This is a genomic window from Rahnella sp. GSA61A (assembly GCF_019969905.1).
GTDB classification, from domain to species: Bacteria; Pseudomonadota; Gammaproteobacteria; order Enterobacterales; family Enterobacteriaceae; genus Rahnella; species Rahnella aceris.
On the sequence record NZ_JAHXYO010000007.1, the window covers coordinates 56,891 to 74,596 of the forward strand.

The following is a 17,706-nucleotide window of genomic DNA, read 5'->3' on the forward strand; positions in this document are numbered from 1 at the left end:
AAGGCCCCCCATCTGGATATCAGCTACTTCGCAAACGTTAAGCGATAGTACGTTTGATCTCGATGATTTCGAAGACTTCGATCACATCACCAGTACGCACATCGTTGTAGTTCTTAACGCCAATACCACATTCCATGCCGTTACGCACTTCAGCAACGTCATCTTTGAAGCGACGCAGGGATTCCAGTTCGCCTTCGTAGATCACCACGTTTTCACGCAGTACACGGATTGGGTTGTTACGCTTGATCATACCTTCAGTCACCATACAACCTGCGATAGCACCGAATTTAGGTGACTTGAACACGTCACGAACTTCAGCCAGGCCGATGATTTGCTGTTTGTATTCTGGCGCCAACATACCGCTCATCGCCTGTTTGACTTCGTCAATCAGGTTATAGATGACAGAGTAGTAACGCAGATCCAGGCTTTCGCTTTCTACGACGCGACGGGCAGACGCATCTGCACGGACGTTGAAGCCCAGAATGATCGCGTTAGAAGCAGCGGCCAGTGTCGCATCAGTTTCAGTGATACCACCGACCCCCATACCGACGATCTTAACTTTAACTTCGTCAGTAGAAAGGCTTTGCAATGCGTCGGAAATCGCTTCACAAGAACCCTGAACGTCTGACTTCAGAACGATGTTCAGTTCAGAAACTTCACCTTCAGTCATGTTCGCAAACATGTTTTCCAGTTTAGATTTCTGCTGGCGAGCCAGTTTAACTTCGCGGAATTTACCCTGACGATACAGAGCAACTTCACGGGCTTTTTTCTCATCACGTACAACGGTAACTTCATCCCCCGCAGCCGGTACACTGGACAGACCCAGTACTTCGACAGGGATAGAAGGGCCCGCAGACGTAATATCACGCCCCATTTCGTCACGCATCGCACGGACACGGCCGTATTCGAAGCCACACAGAATGATGTCGCCTTTGTTCAGAGTACCTTCCTGAACCAGAACGGTTGCAACCGGGCCACGACCTTTGTCCAGGAAGGACTCGATCACAACGCCGCTTGCCATACCGGTGCGAACTGCTTTCAGTTCCAGAACTTCGGCTTGCAGCAAGATAGCTTGCAGCAAATCGTCAATACCGGTACCGACTTTCGCAGAAACGTGGATGAACTGAGATTCACCGCCCCACTCTTCCGGCATAACGCCGTATTGAGACAGTTCGGTACGAACACGGTCCGGATCAGCATCTGGCTTATCAATTTTGTTCACTGCAACCACGATTGGCACGCCAGCAGCTTTCGCATGCTGTACGGCTTCGATGGTTTGTGGCATCACGCCATCATCTGCAGAAACAACCAGTACAACGATATCCGTTGCCTGAGCACCACGAGCACGCATTGAGGTAAACGCGGCGTGTCCCGGAGTATCCAGGAAGGTGATCATGCCGTTTTCGGTTTCTACGTGGTAAGCACCGATATGCTGGGTAATACCACCGGCCTCGCCTGCTGCCACTTTCGTTGAACGAATGTAGTCAAGCAATGAGGTTTTACCGTGGTCAACGTGGCCCATGATGGTCACAACCGGAGCGCGTGGCTCAGCGGCTGCAGAAGCGCCTGTGTCACGATCGCTCATCAGCGCTTCTTCCAGCTCGTTCTCACGACGCAGGATAACTTTATGACCCATTTCTTCTGCAACCAGTTGAGCAGTTTCCTGATCAATGACCTGGTTGATGGTGGCCATGGCGCCCAGTTTCATCATGGTTTTGATGACCTGAGAACCTTTAACTGCCATTTTGTTTGCCAGCTCAGCAACAGTAATGGTTTCACCCACTACAACATCACGGTTCACGGCAACAACAGGCTTGTTAAAGCTCTGCTGTAAGGTACTTGGCTTACGCTTACCTTTACCGTTACGGCCAACAGCACGGGCTTCTTCGCGATCCGCTTTAGATTCGGACAGCTTGTTGCCTTTTTTCTGTTTGGTCGCTTTGCCACCGCGAGTACGGCTGCGACGTTCGCCTTCAACTTTGGCGTCATTTTCGTCTTCAGCAGCACGAGCATGGGTAGAAGTGGTGACATGATAGTCAGCAGATTCTGATTCGCTTGGTGCAGTAGCTTCAGTCCAGACACCAGAGTCAGCCATTTTACGGGCCTCTTCTGCGATGCGCTTGGCGTTTTCTTCAATCTTACGCTGGGCTTCTTCTTCCGTTTTGCGTTTCAGCTCTGCGGCTTCAGCTTCACGGCGTGCTTTCTCTGCCTGAGCTGGTTTAGTTACTTCATCGGTATTTTGGTTGGTCACTTTATCTTTTTCCGCTGCATCACGCTTAGCTTTATCAGCGGCCTCACGTTTAGCTTGCTCTTCGGCGGCGCGTTTGGCTTTTTCCTGAGCTTCGCGCTGGGCTTGCTCCGCTGCTGCACGCTGTGCCTGTTCTTCCGCGTCACGCTTCGCCTGCTCTTCCGCTTCGGCCTGGGCAAGTTCTGCCTCGGTCATATCACGTTTAACATAAGTGCGTTTCTTGCGGACCTCGATTTGCACCGATTTACTCTTCCCGCCGGTGCTCGGAATATTCAGTGTACTACGCGTTTTGCGTTGTAACGTCAGTTTGTTTGACGCACCTGAATTTCCACCATTCAGATGCGACAATAAAGTTTCTTTTTCTTGCTGGGTCACAGAGTCAGCTTCGGACTTCGAGATCCCTGCATCAGCAAATTGCTGTACCAGGCGATCTACCGGAGTCTGAATCTCTGCCGCCAGCGATTTTACAGTTACATCTGTCATGCTGTTCCTTCCTGCTACAGTTTATTACGCGTTGTCGCCAAACCAGCAGATATTGCGCGCGGCCATGATAAGTTCACCAGCCTGCTCGTCAGTAAGACCTTCAATATCAGCCAGATCGTCGACACCCTGCTCGGCAAGATCTTCCAGCGTACAAACCCCTTGTGCAGCCAGTTTAAATGCCATGCTACGTTCCAGACCCGCCAGATTAAGCAGATCGTCAGCAGGCTTTTTGTCACCGAGACTTTCTTCCTGAGCTAAAGCCAGTGTGGTCAGCGCTTCTTTCGCACGTTCGCGCAGCGCATCCACGGTGTCTTCATCCAGGCCGTCGATTTCAAGTAGTTCGTTAACTGGCACGTAAGCCAGTTCTTCAAGCGTAGAGAAACCTTCTTCAACCAGAACCGTGGCAAAATCTTCATCGATGGCCAGATATTTGGTAAAGGTATCAATCGCAGCGTGTGCCTCAGCCTGATGTTTGGCTTGCAGGTCGTCTGCTGTCATCACGTTCAGTTCCCACTTGTCATCACCACGATGCTGTTTCAACAATTGGGAGGCCAAACGCACGTTCTGGCCATTGCGGCCAATCGCCTGTGCCAGATTGCTGGCTTCAACGGCGATATCCATGGTGCATTTATCTTCATCAACTACGATGGAAGCGACGTCTGCCGGTGCCATTGCGTTGATAACAAATTGCGCAGGATTGTCATCCCAAAGGATGATATCAATGCGTTCACCGCCCAGTTCACTGGAAACGGCCTGAACGCGTGCACCACGCATGCCGACACAAGCACCGACCGGGTCGATACGTTTGTCGTTAGTTTTTACAGCGATTTTTGCACGGGAACCCGGATCACGAGCTGCCGCTTTAATTTCGATCAGTTCTTCGCCAATTTCCGGCACTTCGATGCGGAACAGTTCAATTAGCATCTCGTTTCGTGAACGGCTGACGAACAGCTGAGCACCACGTGCTTCAGGGCGAACATCATACAGCACCCCACGAATACGGTCGCCGGAGCGGAAGTTTTCACGAGGAAGCATGTCTTCTCGCAGGATAACAGCTTCAGCGTTGCTGCCTAAATCCAGCGCAATACTGTCACGGTTAACTTTCTTAACGACGCCAGTAACAATTTCACCTTGCTGCTCACGGAACTGATCAACCACCATCGCGCGTTCTGCTTCACGTACCTTCTGTACGATAACTTGTTTAGCAGTCTGCGTAGTGATGCGGTCGAAAGTGACCGACTCAATTTGATCTTCAATATATCCGCCGAGGTCGATTGACGGATCTTCGTATTGTGCAGCTTCGAGGGTGATTTCACGGGTCGGCTGAGTCACTTCGTTGACTGCTACCCAGCGACGGAAAGTATCGAAGTCGCCTGTTTTGCGGTCAATGCTGACGCGGACTTCGATTTCCTGCTCGTATTTTTTCTTGGTCGCCGTTGATAATGCAATTTCCAGCGCTTCAAAAATCTTCTCGCGCGGGAGGGATTTTTCATTAGAAACTGCTTCTACAACAGCCAGAATCTCTTTGTTCATCCTAGTTGCCTCTTCCAAACTCTTTAAAAGTGGGGTACCAGGTTCGCTTTCTGGATGTTGCTCAGTGCGAACACTTCATCTTTCCCTTCCACTGTCACCGTGATCATCTCGCCTTCGACAGCTTTAATGATGCCTTGCCATTTGCGGCGGTTTTGCACTGCCATGCGCAAAACAACACTGACTTCATCGCCAAGAAAACGTTGATAATGTTCAGCGGTGAACATAGGACGATCAAGGCCTGGAGAGGAAACTTCCAGGTTGTAGGCGACAGTGACTGGATCTTCAACGTCCAGCACAGCGCTCACCTGGTGGCTGACATCAGCACAATCATCAACATTGATCCCGGCGTCACTATCAATATAGATGCGCAACGTCGATTGGCGAGCCCGAACGAACTCGATGCCCACCAGCTCAAAGCCAAGTGCCTCGACTGGTGCTGTAATCAGCTCTGTTAATTTTTGTTCTAATGTGGACAAGCCCACCCCCAAGACATAAAAAAAGGGCTAAATAGCCCAGTGATTCTGTTGCCAAATAACAAAAAACCCCGATAAATCGGGGCTTTATGCAACTGGACCCTATTCGCCGCATAGCGGCTTCGGTACAACTTTCGCGAAGTGTTGTTTTCAAATTGAAGCTGCAGAACATCACAGGAAGATACTGAAAGTCTATTTGAAATAAACACTTAGGGAAAGTGGTTGCGGGGGCCGGATTTGAACCGACGACCTTCGGGTTATGAGCCCGACGAGCTACCAGGCTGCTCCACCCCGCGTCCGAAAACGTGGCAAATACTACGCCGATAACCGCTAAAAAGCAAATTATCATAAAGATTGGTACCGAGGACGGGACTTGAACCCGTAAGCCCATTCGGGCACTACCACCTCAAGGTAGCGTGTCTACCAATTCCACCACCTCGGCACTCTTTTTTTTCACAATCGCTTATACTGTCCAAGCATAAGCCACTGTTTGAAAACTTAGCTTCTTTGATAAGAAGTTTACTGCTTAGTGAGGAACGTCACTGTTAGGCGCTGCTGGAGCTGCCGGTGCAGTCGTCTGCTCAGTTTTAGCTGGCTGACTCAGGTTTTCCCACTCACTGCCTTTTTGGCCTTTATTGGTGCTCATGTTCCCGAGAATCAAACTAATGATAAAGAACAATGCTGCCAAAACGCCGGTCATGCGGGTCATGAAGTTACCGGAACCACTCGAACCGAACAATGTGCCAGAAGCACCTGCCCCGAAAGAGGCTCCCATATCAGCGCCTTTACCTTGTTGCAGCATAACCAGAGCGATAAGCCCAATTGCTACGATAAGGAAAATCACCAGAAGAGCGTCGTACATAGTAGTACCTGTATCCTCGCGGGTTCACCGCATGCCAATTGCTTCTCACCATTTAGCAGGTCATCAAAGGACCCACTGAAGCGGGTGTGAATACTAACCAAAGCCGTATTACCGTGCAAGGGCAATTTTCATCAAACTGTTCGTTTGCGGAAAAAAACGGCAAATCGGGATAAAACATGCTGCCAGGAGGTCCGGCAGCGAGAAACTCACCGAAAATTTACCGTTTTTTATCGGCTTACGCTTTGACCGCTTTGACGGCATCCGCAATACGGTTGGCCAGTTTTTCCACCAGCTCGGCATCTTCCCCTTCGACCATTACGCGCAGCAGAGGTTCGGTACCTGATTTACGCAACAGCACCCGACCGCGGCCCGCTAACTGCTTTTCAACTTCAGCCGTGACCTGCTTAACCTCATCGGATTCCAGCGGATCATGTTCACCAGCAAAACGGACGTTGATCAGGATCTGCGGAAGCAATTTCATGCCGCTGCACAGGTCATGCAAGCTCATATGATTGCGCACCATCGCGGTAAGCACTTGCAAACCTGCCACAATGCCATCACCGGTAGTGGTTTTATCCAGCAAAATGATATGGCCTGAGTTCTCAGCCCCGATCCGCCAACCTTTTTCCTGCATTTTTTCCAGTACGTAGCGATCACCTACTTTCGCACGGGTAAAGGGAATGCCCAGTTGCTTTAAGGCCAGCTCGAGGCCCATATTGCTCATCAGCGTGCCGACAGCACCGCCTTTCAACTGGCCCTGACGAAGCCCTTCACGCGCAATGATGTAGAGGATTTGGTCGCCATCAACTTTATTGCCTTCGTGATCAACCATGATCAGGCGATCACCATCGCCGTCAAAAGCCAGCCCGACATCTGCTTTTTCAGCCAGAACACGCTGCTGCAACTGACGGACATCCGTTGCGCCGCACTCTTCGTTGATGTTCATCCCATCCGGCTCACAGCCGATAGCGATGACTTTTGCCCCCAATTCGCGCAAAACGCTAGGTGCAATGTGATAAGTAGCGCCGTTGGCACAGTCGACCACAATTTTCAGACTGTTCAGACTCAGTTCTGTCGGGAATGTGCCTTTACAGAATTCGATGTAACGACCGGCGGCATCCACGATGCGGCTGGCTTTACCCAGTTCGGCAGATTCAACACATGTCAGTGGTTTTTCAAGCTCAGCTTCAATCGCCTCTTCCACTTCGTCAGGTAATTTAGTCCCGTCGATTGTGAAAAACTTAATGCCGTTATCGTAGTAAGGATTATGCGAGGCTGAAATAACGATGCCCGCTTCTGCACGGAAAGTACGTGTCAGGTAAGCCACGGCAGGCGTTGGCATCGGGCCGGTGAAAGAAGCCGATAAACCTGCAGCAGCAAGCCCTGCCTCTAACGCTGATTCCAGCATATAACCCGAAATGCGGGTATCTTTACCGATGATCACTTTACGCGAACCGTGGCGTGCTAATACTTTGCCAGCCGCCCAGCCTAGTTTCAGAACAAAATCAGGGGTAATCGGGGTATCGCCCACTTTTCCGCGGATGCCATCTGTCCCAAAGTATTTACGGTTGCTCATAATTAGTTTTTATCCCTTGCAGAAAGTGTCGCTTCCACGATACGCATCGCTTCAACGGTTTCTTTTACATCATGTACACGCACGATCTTAGCACCTTGCATGGCAGCGATCACAGCACAAGCAACACTTCCGGTAACCCGTTTCTCAGGAGAAACATGCAGAAGTTGCCCCACCATGGATTTCCTCGACATCCCCACTAACAATGGCATGCCAAAGTGATGAAACTCAGCCAACCGTGCGAGCAACTGATAGTTATGCTCCAAATTTTTACCGAAACCGAAGCCCGGATCGAGCAACAATTTCTCTTTCGCAATGCCGGCGTTAACACAACGGGCAATTTGCTCAAAAAAATACTGATCCACCTGCGCAACGACATTGTCGTAATGCGGGGCATGCTGCATCGTTTTGGGGTCACCCTGCATGTGCATCAGACAAACAGGCAAACCTGTTTCGGCCGCAGCCTGTAGCGCACCGGGCTCCTGAAGTGAACGGATATCGTTGATCAGATGCATGCCCGCATTTGCCGCTTCACGGATCACGGCGGCTTTTGAGGTATCGACGGAGATCCAGACATCAAAACGCTGCGCAATGGCTTCGACTACCGGCACCACACGGGCCAGTTCCTCATCTTCGCTGACTTCTGCTGCACCAGGGCGGGTCGATTCACCACCGATGTCGAGAATTGTCGCGCCTGCATCAACCATTGCCTGAGCATGTCTGAGAGCAAGATCAAGCGTGTTATGTCGCCCGCCATCGGAAAATGAGTCGGGGGTAACGTTCAGGATCCCCATAACCTGGGGGTAAGTGAGATCCAATCTGGACTCTCTGGCAGTGAGGTGCATAAATCACGTCCCTTCTGATCAATCAATAAAGGCTTTTCAAATTCCGAGGCAAAGAATGCACGCATAAAAAACCCCGGGCAAGCCCGGGGTTGAGTGTCATCAGCATTATTTTCCAATCAGCCTCTTACTTGCCGCTGAATTGCTCAAACATCGTGTTGCCAGGATTCGGCGTACGAGGTTCGTCGACAGGCGTTGGCGCTTTTGGCGTACCGCCGTCATTGGAGCTGCTGTTACCGTTTTTGCCGTTAGCATCGTCCCAGCCAGCTGGCGGGCGAACTTCAGTACGGTTCATCAGGTCATCAATTTGCGGTGCATCGATGGTTTCATACTTCATCAGGGCATCTTTCATTGAATGAAGGATATCCATGTTTTCCATCAGCAAAGTACGCGCACGAACGTAGTTACGTTCAACCAGAGACTTAACTTCCTGATCGATGATACGGGCGGTTTCATCAGACATATGCTTAGCTTTCGCGACTGAACGACCGAGGAAGACTTCACCTTCTTCTTCCGCATACAGCAACGGACCTAATTTATCTGAGAAGCCCCACTGCGTAACCATGTTACGGGCAATCGACGTGGCTACTTTGATATCGTTAGACGCACCGGTAGACACTTTTTCCACACCGTAAATAATCTCTTCAGCAAGACGGCCACCATATAAGGTAGAAATCTGACTTTCGAGTTTCTGACGGCTGGCGCTGATCGCATCACCTTCGGGCAGGAAGAAAGTCACACCTAATGCACGGCCACGAGGGATAATGGTCACCTTGTGCACTGGGTCATGTTCAGGAACCAGACGGCCAATGATGGCGTGTCCCGCTTCGTGATATGCAGTGGACTCTTTCTGCGATTCGGTCATTACCATGGAACGGCGCTCAGCACCCATCATGATTTTGTCTTTGGCTTTTTCGAACTCGACCATCGACACCACACGTTTGTTACCACGAGCAGAGAACAGTGCAGCTTCGTTGACCAGGTTAGCCAGGTCAGCACCAGAGAATCCTGGTGTACCACGGGCAATCACAGAAGCATCAACATCTGTCGCCAGCGGAACACGACGCATGTGAACTTTCAGGATCTGTTCACGGCCACGGACATCTGGCAAGCCGACAACAACCTGACGGTCAAAACGGCCCGGACGCAGCAACGCAGGGTCCAGAACATCCGGACGGTTGGTCGCGGCAATAACGATAATACCTTCGTTACCTTCGAAACCATCCATCTCAACCAGCATCTGGTTCAGGGTTTGCTCACGTTCATCATGACCACCGCCTAAACCTGCACCACGCTGACGGCCAACGGCGTCAATTTCATCGATGAAGATGATACATGGAGCCGCTTTCTTCGCCTGTTCGAACATGTCACGGACACGTGATGCACCCACACCGACGAACATTTCAACGAAGTCAGAACCCGAAATCGTAAAGAACGGGACTTTGGCTTCACCGGCAATGGCTTTAGCCAGCAAGGTCTTACCCGTACCCGGAGGACCCACCATCAGAACGCCTTTAGGAATTTTACCGCCCAGTTTCTGGAAACGGCTTGGTTCACGCAGGTAATCAACCAGCTCGCTCACCTCTTCCTTCGCTTCGTCACAACCTGCAACGTCAGCAAACGTAGTTTTGATTTGGTCTTCCGTCAGCATGCGGGCTTTGCTTTTACCAAAGGACATTGCGCCTTTGCCACCGCCACCCTGCATCTGTCGCATAAAGAATATCCAGACGCCAATCAGAAGCAGCATCGGGAACCATGAAATGAAGATAGTCGCCAGGAAACTCTGCTGTTCAGGCGGTTCACCAACAACTTTCACGTTTTTGCTCAGCAGCGTATCCAGCAATTTAGGATCATTAACCGGAATATAGGTTGTGTATTTGCTGCTGTCTTTTTTGATAACGTCAATCGCACGTCCATTGATACGTACTTCACGGACCTGGTCTTGGGCCACTTCGGTTGTAAAGGTAGTGTAATCTACCTTGTTACCATTAGATTCGCTGGGACCAAAACTCTGAAATACAGACATCAATACAACCGCGATGACTAACCAGAGGATCAGGTTCTTCGCCATGTCACTCAAGGGATTAACCTCATATTACAACTGTGTTAACAAACAGCGTTAGGGAACTACAGTTTCCGCCCTGTCGCTACGATGTACACTTCTCGCGAACGTGCTCGGGAAGCGTCTGGCTTACGAATCTTCACCTTCGTAAACAGGGAGCGAATTTCCCGCAGGTATTCATCAAAGCCATCTCCCTGAAACACCTTCACCAGGAAACTTCCGCCTGGTGCTAATACATCCCGACACATATCCAATGCTAATTCAACCAGATACATCGATTTTGGAATATCGACTGCCGGAGTACCGCTCATATTAGGGGCCATATCGGACATGACCACCTGAACCTTGCTTTCTCCCACGCGTTCAAGCAGCGCTTTGAGAACTAATTCATCACGAAAATCCCCTTGAAGGAAGTCGACTCCAACAATAGGATCCATAGGTAAAAGGTCAAGAGCAATAATTCGCCCTTTGTTACCGATCTGCGTCGCCACATACTGTGACCAACCACCAGGAGCTGCTCCTAAATCAACCACCGTCATACCCGGTTTAAACAGCTTATCGCCTTGCTGTATTTCATCAAGTTTAAACCAGGCACGGGAACGCAGCCCTTTTTTCTGTGCCTGTAGCACATATTTATCGCTAAAGTGTTCCTGCAACCAGCGACTGGAACTTGCAGAACGCTTTTTATTAGACATTATTTAGTAACCATATAGTTTTCCAACCACCCTGAGTTAGAGCTTTTGGAACAAGCTGTTAGCATCATGACGTCTATGGCTAAGTCAGTATTATTCCCTCCCCGAAGCAGTCCGGGTTGGTGATATACATGAGATGGCGGTAGAATGACCCGTTTTCAATCCCAACTTAAGCAAAAAAGACGATGAATCTTAACAATAAACAAAAACAGTACCTGAAAGGCCTCGCGCATCCCCTGAAACCGGTTGTTATGCTGGGCAACAACGGGCTGACTGAGGGTGTGCTCGCCGAAATCGAACAGGCGCTGCAACATCACGAACTGATCAAGGTTAAAGTCGCGGCAGAAGAACGCGAAACGAAGTCTTTGATCGTAGACGCGATTGTGCGTGAAACCAAGGCGTGTAATGTGCAAGTCATCGGCAATATGCTGGTACTTTATCGCCCTTCCACCGAAGACCGCAAAATTATCTTACCGCGTTAATCCATTAAGGTTTAACGAAAAGCGCTGTAGATTTTCGGAAAGGTGCCACGAAATCACGTTCAGGGGAAGGTCTGAGCAGGCCTTTTTACTTTAGTTTTCAATTTACTGTGAAGCAATTCACTGCATGAATGTGAGAATTATCGGGCGAAACATCACGTTTCGCCCTTTTTAATGCAGATTTTAGAGGTATTCGACCTTCAATACTTCAAACTCAACATCGCCGCCAGGCGTTTTGATGACAACAACATCATCCTGCTCTTTGCCAATCAAACCGCGGGCAATCGGGGAATTCACAGAAATCAGATTTTGCTTAAAATCTGCTTCGTCATCACCCACGATGCGGTATTTTTGTTCTTCTTCAGTGTCCAGGTTCATCACAGTCACTGTCGCACCAAAAATGACACGGCCGGTTGCGGGCATTTTGGTCACATCAATAACCTGAGCATTCGAAAGCTTAGCTTCGATTTCCTGGATACGGCCTTCACAAAAACCCTGCTGTTCACGCGCAGCATGGTATTCAGCATTCTCTTTCAAATCACCATGCTCACGTGCGGTCGCGATATCAGAAATGATTTTCGGGCGACGGACGCTCTTCAGATGGTCCAGTTCTTCACGTAATCTTTCTGCGCCACGTAACGTCATCGGAATCGGTTTCATATATTTATTACCTCTAACTTGGTCCTTTCGGTAAACACCGTCCTGATTGAATCAGGTAAGAAATTAAGCCAGTTCTTCTGACCGACTCTCTGGCGAAAAACAAAAAAAACCTCACCCGGCGTTGCCACCAGGCCAGGAATCATTTCGCATTTTGATTCGTATTTTAACGTAGAGTTCCTTGAGGATCATCGTTTACTTTCAGCCACGTTGCGCCTTGGTTCGTAGCATCGTAGTATGGCACCACATTATCCTGCCGTTACTCAGAGCCTTTACTCAAAATAATGCGTTTTTTACGAATTGTCAGTGGATTAGCATGCGCGTTTGTTCTGAATACAAATGCGGCTCAGATCGAAAATTACACAGAATATCTGCCTGATGGCACGAATCTGGCGGTGCTGGTACAGAAAATTGGCGCCCCTGCGCCTGTGATCGATTATCACGGTACCCAGATGGCGCTGCCTGCCAGTACTATGAAGATTCTGACGGCACTGGCTGCGCTGTTGCAGTTGGGGCCTGATTTCCGTTTCACCACTACACTCGAAACATCGGGTTCTGTTTCTGACGGAGTTCTCAAGGGAGATCTGGTCGCTCGGTTTTCTGGTGACCCGACCCTGAAACGCCAGAATATTCGGAATATGGTCGCTGTTTTGAAAAAACAGGGCGTCAAAGAAATCACTGGCGATGTGGTCATTAACACTTCCGTGTTTGCAAGCCATGACAAAGCTCCCGGATGGCCATGGAATGATATCACCCAATGCTTCAGCGCTCCCCCAGCAGCCGCAATTGTCGACAGAAACTGTTTCTCGGTATCTCTCTATAGCGCGCCTAAACCTGACGAGAACGCGTTTATTCGCGTAGCCTCTTATTATCCAGTGCATATGTTCAGTGAAGTCCGCACGCTGGCAAAAGGCTCTCCGGATGCGCAGTATTGCGAACTGGATGTCGTCCCGGGTGAATTCAACCGATATACACTCACTGGTTGTCTGACTCAACGCAGCGAGCCTCTGCCACTGGCTTTTGCTATTCAGGATGGTGCCAGTTATGCCGGTGCGATTCTTAAAGATGAGCTGTTGCAGGCAGATATCCAGATTGACGGCACCCTGAAACGTCAAACCCAGCCGACACCAGCAGGTACGGTTCTGGCACAAACGCAATCAGTGCCCCTGCATGATTTGCTGCATCAGATGCTTAAGAAATCAGACAACATGATCGCTGATACGGTCTTCCGTACGATTGGTCATCAGCGTTTTGGTGTGCCGGGAACATGGCGGGCGGGCTCAGACGCGGTTCGTCAGATTTTGCGTCAGAAAGCAGGCGTGGATTTGGGTAACTCGATTCAGGTTGATGGTTCCGGGCTTTCACGCCATGATTTATTGTCACCGGCCACAATGATGCAGGTGCTGCAATATATCGCCCAGCACGACAAAGAATTAGATTTTATTTCGATGTTGCCTTTAGCTGGCCATGACGGAACCTTACAGTACCGCGGTGGTCTGCATGAAGCGGGTGTCGACGGCAAAGTATCGGCAAAAACCGGTTCACTGTCTGGCGTATATAATCTGGCAGGTTTCATCACCACAGCCAGCGGACAGCGTATGGCCTTTGTGCAGTTCCTTTCAGGCTATGCTGTTCCCCCTGAAGATCAACGTACACGGCGTGCACCGCTGGTGCGCTTTGAAAGCCGTCTCTACAGGGATATCTACCAAAATAATTAACCACGGAGAAGTGCCAGACGATGAAACTGCTGATAGTTGAAGATGATGAACTTTTACGGCAGGGATTAACGCTGGCACTTACCAGTGAAAATTATGCCTGCGACTGCGCGTCAACCGCGGCCGAGGCGCAGAGTCTGATCCAAACCAGTCAGTACAGTCTGGTGATCCTGGATTTAGGATTGCCAGACAAAGATGGCGCAACGCTGCTGCGCCAGTGGCGACGTCAAAGTATTTCCCTGCCCGTGTTGATTCTTACCGCCCGCGATGCACTTGAAGACCGCGTCGATGGCCTTGACGCCGGTGCCGATGACTATCTGATTAAACCCTTTGCCTTAGTCGAATTACAGGCCCGTGTCCGCGCCCTGATCCGCCGTTATCAGGGGCAGAGTGACAACCAGATTTCCGTCGGCAATCTGAAAATCAATCTTTCCTCTCAGCAGGCTTATCTCAATGATGCGCCGGTAGAAGTCACGCCCAAAGAGTTCGCGATTTTGTCACGACTGATGATGCGTGCCGGGCAGACTGTAAACCGCGAGTTGCTCCAGCAAGATCTCTATACCTGGCAGGATGATTTAGGCTCCAATACGCTTGAGGTACATGTTCATAATCTGCGCCGCAAATTGGGTAAAGAAGTCATCAGAACTGTACGTGGTATCGGCTACAGGCTGGAAATAATCGTATGACCAGTATGCGCCGCCGCCTTCTGGTTATGCTGGCTCTGATCCTGTTCGTGACTCAGCTCATCAGTATTTTCTGGCTCTGGCACGAGAGCCAGGAACAAATTAACCTGCTGGTCAATGACACCCTGTCAGCCAAAGTGCGTAACGCGCACGTTGAGAAAGAAATTGCAGAAGCCATTGCTTCACTGATTGCCCCTTCCTTACTCATGATGAGTATTACTCTGGTACTGTCCTTTTGGGCCATCAGCTGGATTATTCGGCCTCTTAACCAGTTACAAAAACGACTGGAGACCCGTTCAGCCGATAACCTCTCTCCCCTGCCACTCAACAGCGAAACCAGGGAGATTGTGGCCGTGACGAATGCATTGAATCAGCTTTTTTCCCGTCTCTCCAGCACTATTCAGCAGGAACGATTGTTCACTGCGGATGCGGCTCATGAGTTGCGCACTCCACTGGCAGGCGTCCGGTTGCATCTGGAAATAATGCACAAAAAAGGCGTAGAAGGCAGCGATACTCTGATAAGCCGCATCGACCAGTTAATGCATATCATAGAGCAGTTACTTATGCTTGCCCGCGCCGGACAGAATTTTGCCAAAGGCGAATATCAGCAGGTTGACCTGATCAGTAACGTCGTTGAGCCGCTCAGAGAAGAGCTGTGTGAAATGCTCAGTGAACGCGGTCAAAACTTGAAAATACACCTGCCGCCTCGTGCTGAAATTCAGGGGGATGCTGTGCTGCTACGTTTAATGGTACGCAATCTGGTCGAAAATGCTTACCGCTACGGGCCTGAAAATAGCGACATCGGCATCACAATTGCACCGCAAGACAACGGATTCCTGATAAAGATAGACGATGCCGGTCCGGGTATTGATGAAACGAAGGCCAGTGAACTGACACAGGCTTTTAAGCGCGTCGACCAACGTTATGGAGGCAGCGGCCTGGGCTTAAATATTGTGGTGCGGATTGCGCACCTGCATGGCGGTACGCTGATATTGCGAAATCGCCCCGGCAACACTGGCCTCAGCGCACAATGCTGGCTACCGGATGTTGCATTACAAAGCTCGCTGACACTTTCACCAGACACCCGTTAATACGCCCTCCGATTAACACGCGATCAAAAAGAAAAAGGCTGCCAATGGCAGCCTTTCTTTCAGCGATGAAACGCTAATACACGGGATTAACGTTCGTAAATGATTTCTACGCCTTCGTCGTCATCTTCATCCCAGTCATCATCCCAGTCGTCGTCGGCTTCAGATTCCACTTCAGCCAGTTGTTCACGGTGATAATCATCCCACATGAACTCAACTTTCTCGGGTGCCGCTTCTTCAATCGCCATGTGCTTAGGATTTTCGTTGATGAACTTCATCACGTCCCAACACAATGCATTCACACCTTCGCGGTTTGCAGCGGAAATAAGGTAATAGTTACCTTCCCAGCCTAATGCATCAGCAATCGCTTTAGCACGCGTTTCAGCTTCTTCTTTCTCGATCAGATCAACTTTATTGAACACTAACCAGCGCGGCTTTTCAGCCAGCTTGGCGTTGTATTGCTTCAGTTCATTGATGATGACTTTGGCATTTTCGATCGGATCAGATTCATCGATCGGCGCAATGTCGATCAGGTGCAACAGAACGCGGCAACGCTCAAGGTGCTTCAGGAAGCGGATACCCAAACCAGCGCCTTCAGAAGCCCCTTCGATCAGACCGGGGATGTCTGCAACCACGAAGCTTTGTTCGTGATCCATACGTACAACACCGAGGCTTGGCACCAGTGTGGTAAACGGATAATCAGCCACTTTCGGCTTCGCTGCAGAGACGGAGCGGATAAACGTCGATTTACCTGCGTTTGGCAGACCCAGCATGCCTACATCGGCAAGCAGCATCAGTTCGAGTGCGATATCACGCTCTTCACCTTTGGTGCCCATGGTTTTCTGACGCGGTGAACGGTTCACGGAAGATTTAAAACGGGTGTTACCGAGTCCGTGGAAACCGCCTTTAGCGACCATATTAACCTGACCATTTTTGGTCATATCGGCCAGGACTTCGCCAGTGCTTTGGTCAAGAACTCGCGTTCCCACAGGCACTTTAATGGTGATGTCCTTACCGCGTTTACCAGTACAGTCGCTGCTCTGACCGTTAGTACCGCGCTCAGCACGATAAGATTTCACAAAGCGGAAATCGATCAGCGTATTGAGGTTCTCATCAGCAACGAGGTACACATCACCGCCATCACCACCGTCGCCACCGTCAGGGCCGCCACGTGGAATGTATTTTTCGCGGCGGAAGCTGACGCACCCGTTACCGCCATCACCGGCCACAACCAGAATCGTGGCTTCATCAACAAACTTCATTTGTTCTGTCTCCGTAAATCATTCGCCGGGCAGCTAAAGTTTAGCTACCAGGTTTTGCTCTGTCCGACGTGGCCACCATCGATGGCCAATTGCGGAAAACATTGCACCCGCCACCACCACAAATGCTCCCAGATAACCAATAAAATTAAGTACTGGTGCAGCAAAAAAGTCAGGCCAGGCAAGTGCCAATAAATCTGAAAATAGCAGGGTAAACAGCGGCGTGAGTGTCACTAATGCACTTACCTGAGCTGCCTGCCATCTCGCCATCGCTTCCGCTAAGGCGCCATATCCTACCAAGGTATTCGCGCCGCAAAACAACAGGCAGGCAAACTGCCAGCCGCTGAGCTGTGAAAGCACCGCAGGGCTGGCCAGCGGGAGCAATGCGATAGAACATAAAGTGTACAGCAAAAAAAGGATTTGCGGTGAAGCCAGTTGACGCAGTAAAACCTTTTGCGCCACACCGTATATCACCCAAACTGTTGCTGCCCCGACGCCAAAAATCACACCCAAAGTGTAATCCGTCAGACGGGTGAAAATCTCAATCAGACTGGTATTGAAAAACAATATCAGCCCAAAAATTAACATACTGGCGCCAATAACCTGCGTAACGCGCATCCTTTCTTTCAGGATGACCACGCTGGCCACCATCATACCGACAGGAGACAGCTGGCCGATGACCTGCGACGCCGTCGGGCTGAGAAATTGCAGGGAAGAACTGAAAAGGACAAAATTCCCCAGCAATCCACAGGTCGCAATCAGCACTAAAACCAGCCAGCGCGGTCGCCTGAAAATCGCTCTCGGAGGCAGCCTTCGCCTCATGGCCAAAATGCAACCCAGCACAACGGCCGCCATCGAAAACCGATACCAAACCACAGTAAAGGGATCCATCACCACCAGAACCTGCTTCATGGCGATAGGCAAAGAGCCCCAGCTCATGGCAGTAATCAGCGCCAACAGAATCCCGACAGGTGCCTGTGATTTCGTATCCATATCCCGCCAGAATGGGCTAACCAGAATGTAAAAAGCCCCGCAACGAATTGCGGGGCTTACATCT

15 protein-coding genes and 2 tRNA genes are annotated in these 17,706 nt (G+C 50.2%); 4 read left to right on the forward strand and 13 right to left on the reverse strand.

Going from position 1 to position 17,706, the window contains the following annotated elements; all coding sequences use genetic code 11:
• Positions 1 to 37 precede the first annotated feature (37 nt).
• From infB to rlmE, 10 genes are all read right to left on the reverse strand, one after another.
• On the reverse strand, positions 38 to 2,731 hold the full coding sequence (infB, locus tag LC431_RS11090; RefSeq protein ID WP_013573820.1) for a translation initiation factor IF-2: 2,694 nt from the start codon (positions 2,729 to 2,731) through the stop codon (positions 38 to 40).
• A 24-nt stretch (positions 2,732 to 2,755) separates the two neighbouring features.
• The gene (gene nusA, locus LC431_RS11095; protein WP_013573819.1) at positions 2,756 to 4,264 is read right to left on the reverse strand and encodes a transcription termination factor NusA; all 1,509 of its coding nucleotides are present in this window, start codon (positions 4,262 to 4,264) and stop codon (positions 2,756 to 2,758) included.
• A 23-nt stretch (positions 4,265 to 4,287) separates the two neighbouring features.
• Complete coding sequence (gene rimP / locus LC431_RS11100; RefSeq protein ID WP_014411570.1) at positions 4,288 to 4,740, reverse strand: ribosome maturation factor RimP; 453 nt, start codon at positions 4,738 to 4,740, stop codon at positions 4,288 to 4,290.
• A gap of 216 nt (positions 4,741 to 4,956) precedes the next feature.
• Positions 4,957 to 5,033, reverse strand: a tRNA-Met gene (locus tag LC431_RS11105).
• Between the two features lie 59 nt (positions 5,034 to 5,092).
• Positions 5,093 to 5,179: transfer RNA gene (locus tag LC431_RS11110), tRNA-Leu, on the reverse strand.
• 84 nt (positions 5,180 to 5,263) lie between these two features.
• Entirely contained in the window at positions 5,264 to 5,599 is a 336-nt protein-coding gene (secG, locus tag LC431_RS11115) for a preprotein translocase subunit SecG (RefSeq protein WP_013573818.1), read from the reverse strand.
• A gap of 235 nt (positions 5,600 to 5,834) precedes the next feature.
• Entirely contained in the window at positions 5,835 to 7,175 is a 1,341-nt protein-coding gene (gene glmM / locus LC431_RS11120; RefSeq protein ID WP_037034237.1) for a phosphoglucosamine mutase, read from the reverse strand.
• A gap of 2 nt (positions 7,176 to 7,177) precedes the next feature.
• Positions 7,178 to 8,017 carry a dihydropteroate synthase gene (gene folP, locus LC431_RS11125; RefSeq protein WP_013573816.1) on the reverse strand — a complete coding sequence of 280 codons (840 nt, stop codon included), beginning with the start codon at positions 8,015 to 8,017 and terminating at the stop codon, positions 7,178 to 7,180.
• 124 nt (positions 8,018 to 8,141) lie between these two features.
• Positions 8,142 to 10,085, reverse strand: a complete 1,944-nt coding sequence (gene ftsH, locus LC431_RS11130; protein ID WP_014411568.1) for an ATP-dependent zinc metalloprotease FtsH — start codon at positions 10,083 to 10,085, stop codon at positions 8,142 to 8,144.
• A gap of 56 nt (positions 10,086 to 10,141) precedes the next feature.
• Positions 10,142 to 10,771, reverse strand: coding sequence for a 23S rRNA (uridine(2552)-2'-O)-methyltransferase RlmE (gene rlmE, locus LC431_RS11135; RefSeq protein ID WP_013573814.1), 630 nt, complete (start codon positions 10,769 to 10,771; stop codon positions 10,142 to 10,144).
• Positions 10,772 to 10,953: 182 nt separating this feature from the next.
• Between rlmE and yhbY the strand changes: the two genes are divergently transcribed.
• Positions 10,954 to 11,250 carry a ribosome assembly RNA-binding protein YhbY gene (gene yhbY / locus LC431_RS11140; protein ID WP_013573813.1) on the forward strand — a complete coding sequence of 99 codons (297 nt, stop codon included), beginning with the start codon at positions 10,954 to 10,956 and terminating at the stop codon, positions 11,248 to 11,250.
• A 180-nt stretch (positions 11,251 to 11,430) separates the two neighbouring features.
• Here yhbY and greA read toward each other — a convergent pair whose 3' ends face one another.
• Positions 11,431 to 11,907: a transcription elongation factor GreA gene (gene greA, locus LC431_RS11145; RefSeq protein ID WP_013573812.1), complete on the reverse strand. Its 477-nt coding sequence runs from the start codon at positions 11,905 to 11,907 to the stop codon at positions 11,431 to 11,433.
• A 281-nt stretch (positions 11,908 to 12,188) separates the two neighbouring features.
• Here greA and dacB point away from each other — a divergent pair, with 281 nt between their 5' ends.
• Genes dacB through pmrB form a run of 3 tightly spaced genes read left to right on the forward strand, consistent with a single transcriptional unit; the run spans position 12,189 to position 15,393 of the window.
• Positions 12,189 to 13,622 (forward strand): serine-type D-Ala-D-Ala carboxypeptidase, encoded by a 1,434-nt coding sequence (gene dacB / locus LC431_RS11150; protein ID WP_013573811.1) that lies wholly within the window; start codon positions 12,189 to 12,191, stop codon positions 13,620 to 13,622.
• A gap of 20 nt (positions 13,623 to 13,642) precedes the next feature.
• Positions 13,643 to 14,305: a two-component system response regulator PmrA gene (pmrA, locus tag LC431_RS11155; protein ID WP_013573810.1), complete on the forward strand. Its 663-nt coding sequence runs from the start codon at positions 13,643 to 13,645 to the stop codon at positions 14,303 to 14,305.
• Positions 14,302 to 15,393: a two-component system sensor histidine kinase PmrB gene (pmrB, locus tag LC431_RS11160; RefSeq protein ID WP_153375954.1), complete on the forward strand. Its 1,092-nt coding sequence runs from the start codon at positions 14,302 to 14,304 to the stop codon at positions 15,391 to 15,393. The genes pmrA and pmrB overlap by 4 nt, the downstream gene beginning before the upstream one ends.
• Positions 15,394 to 15,479: 86 nt before the next feature.
• On the opposite strand, the gene cgtA is transcribed toward pmrB, so the two are convergent.
• Both cgtA and LC431_RS11170 read right to left on the reverse strand, forming a co-directional pair.
• Positions 15,480 to 16,652, reverse strand: a complete 1,173-nt coding sequence (gene cgtA, locus LC431_RS11165) for an Obg family GTPase CgtA (protein WP_013573807.1) — start codon at positions 16,650 to 16,652, stop codon at positions 15,480 to 15,482.
• Positions 16,653 to 16,685: 33 nt separating this feature from the next.
• On the reverse strand, positions 16,686 to 17,642 hold the full coding sequence (locus LC431_RS11170; protein WP_223509818.1) for a DMT family transporter: 957 nt from the start codon (positions 17,640 to 17,642) through the stop codon (positions 16,686 to 16,688).
• Between the last annotated feature and the right edge of the window lie 64 nt (positions 17,643 to 17,706).

Bases quoted from the DNA above. Each gene is read 5' to 3' on its own strand.
- infB (WP_013573820.1), bottom strand. From the start codon at position 2,731: ATGACAGATGTAACTGTAAAATCGCTGGCGGCAGAGATTCAGACTCCG.
- nusA (WP_013573819.1), bottom strand. From the start codon at position 4,264: ATGAACAAAGAGATTCTGGCTGTTGTAGAAGCAGTTTCTAATGAAAAA.
- secG (WP_013573818.1), bottom strand. From the start codon at position 5,599: ATGTACGACGCTCTTCTGGTGATTTTCCTTATCGTAGCAATTGGGCTT.
- glmM (WP_037034237.1), bottom strand. From the start codon at position 7,175: ATGAGCAACCGTAAATACTTTGGGACAGATGGCATCCGCGGAAAAGTG.
- folP (WP_013573816.1), bottom strand. From the start codon at position 8,017: ATGCACCTCACTGCCAGAGAGTCCAGATTGGATCTCACTTACCCCCAG.
- ftsH (WP_014411568.1), bottom strand. From the start codon at position 10,085: ATGGCGAAGAACCTGATCCTCTGGTTAGTCATCGCGGTTGTATTGATG.
- rlmE (WP_013573814.1), bottom strand. From the start codon at position 10,771: ATGTCTAATAAAAAGCGTTCTGCAAGTTCCAGTCGCTGGTTGCAGGAA.
- yhbY (WP_013573813.1), top strand. From the start codon at position 10,954: ATGAATCTTAACAATAAACAAAAACAGTACCTGAAAGGCCTCGCGCAT.
- greA (WP_013573812.1), bottom strand. From the start codon at position 11,907: ATGAAACCGATTCCGATGACGTTACGTGGCGCAGAAAGATTACGTGAA.
- dacB (WP_013573811.1), top strand. From the start codon at position 12,189: ATGCGTTTTTTACGAATTGTCAGTGGATTAGCATGCGCGTTTGTTCTG.
- pmrA (WP_013573810.1), top strand. From the start codon at position 13,643: ATGAAACTGCTGATAGTTGAAGATGATGAACTTTTACGGCAGGGATTA.
- pmrB (WP_153375954.1), top strand. From the start codon at position 14,302: ATGACCAGTATGCGCCGCCGCCTTCTGGTTATGCTGGCTCTGATCCTG.
- cgtA (WP_013573807.1), bottom strand. From the start codon at position 16,652: ATGAAGTTTGTTGATGAAGCCACGATTCTGGTTGTGGCCGGTGATGGC.
- LC431_RS11170 (WP_223509818.1), bottom strand. From the start codon at position 17,642: ATGGATACGAAATCACAGGCACCTGTCGGGATTCTGTTGGCGCTGATT.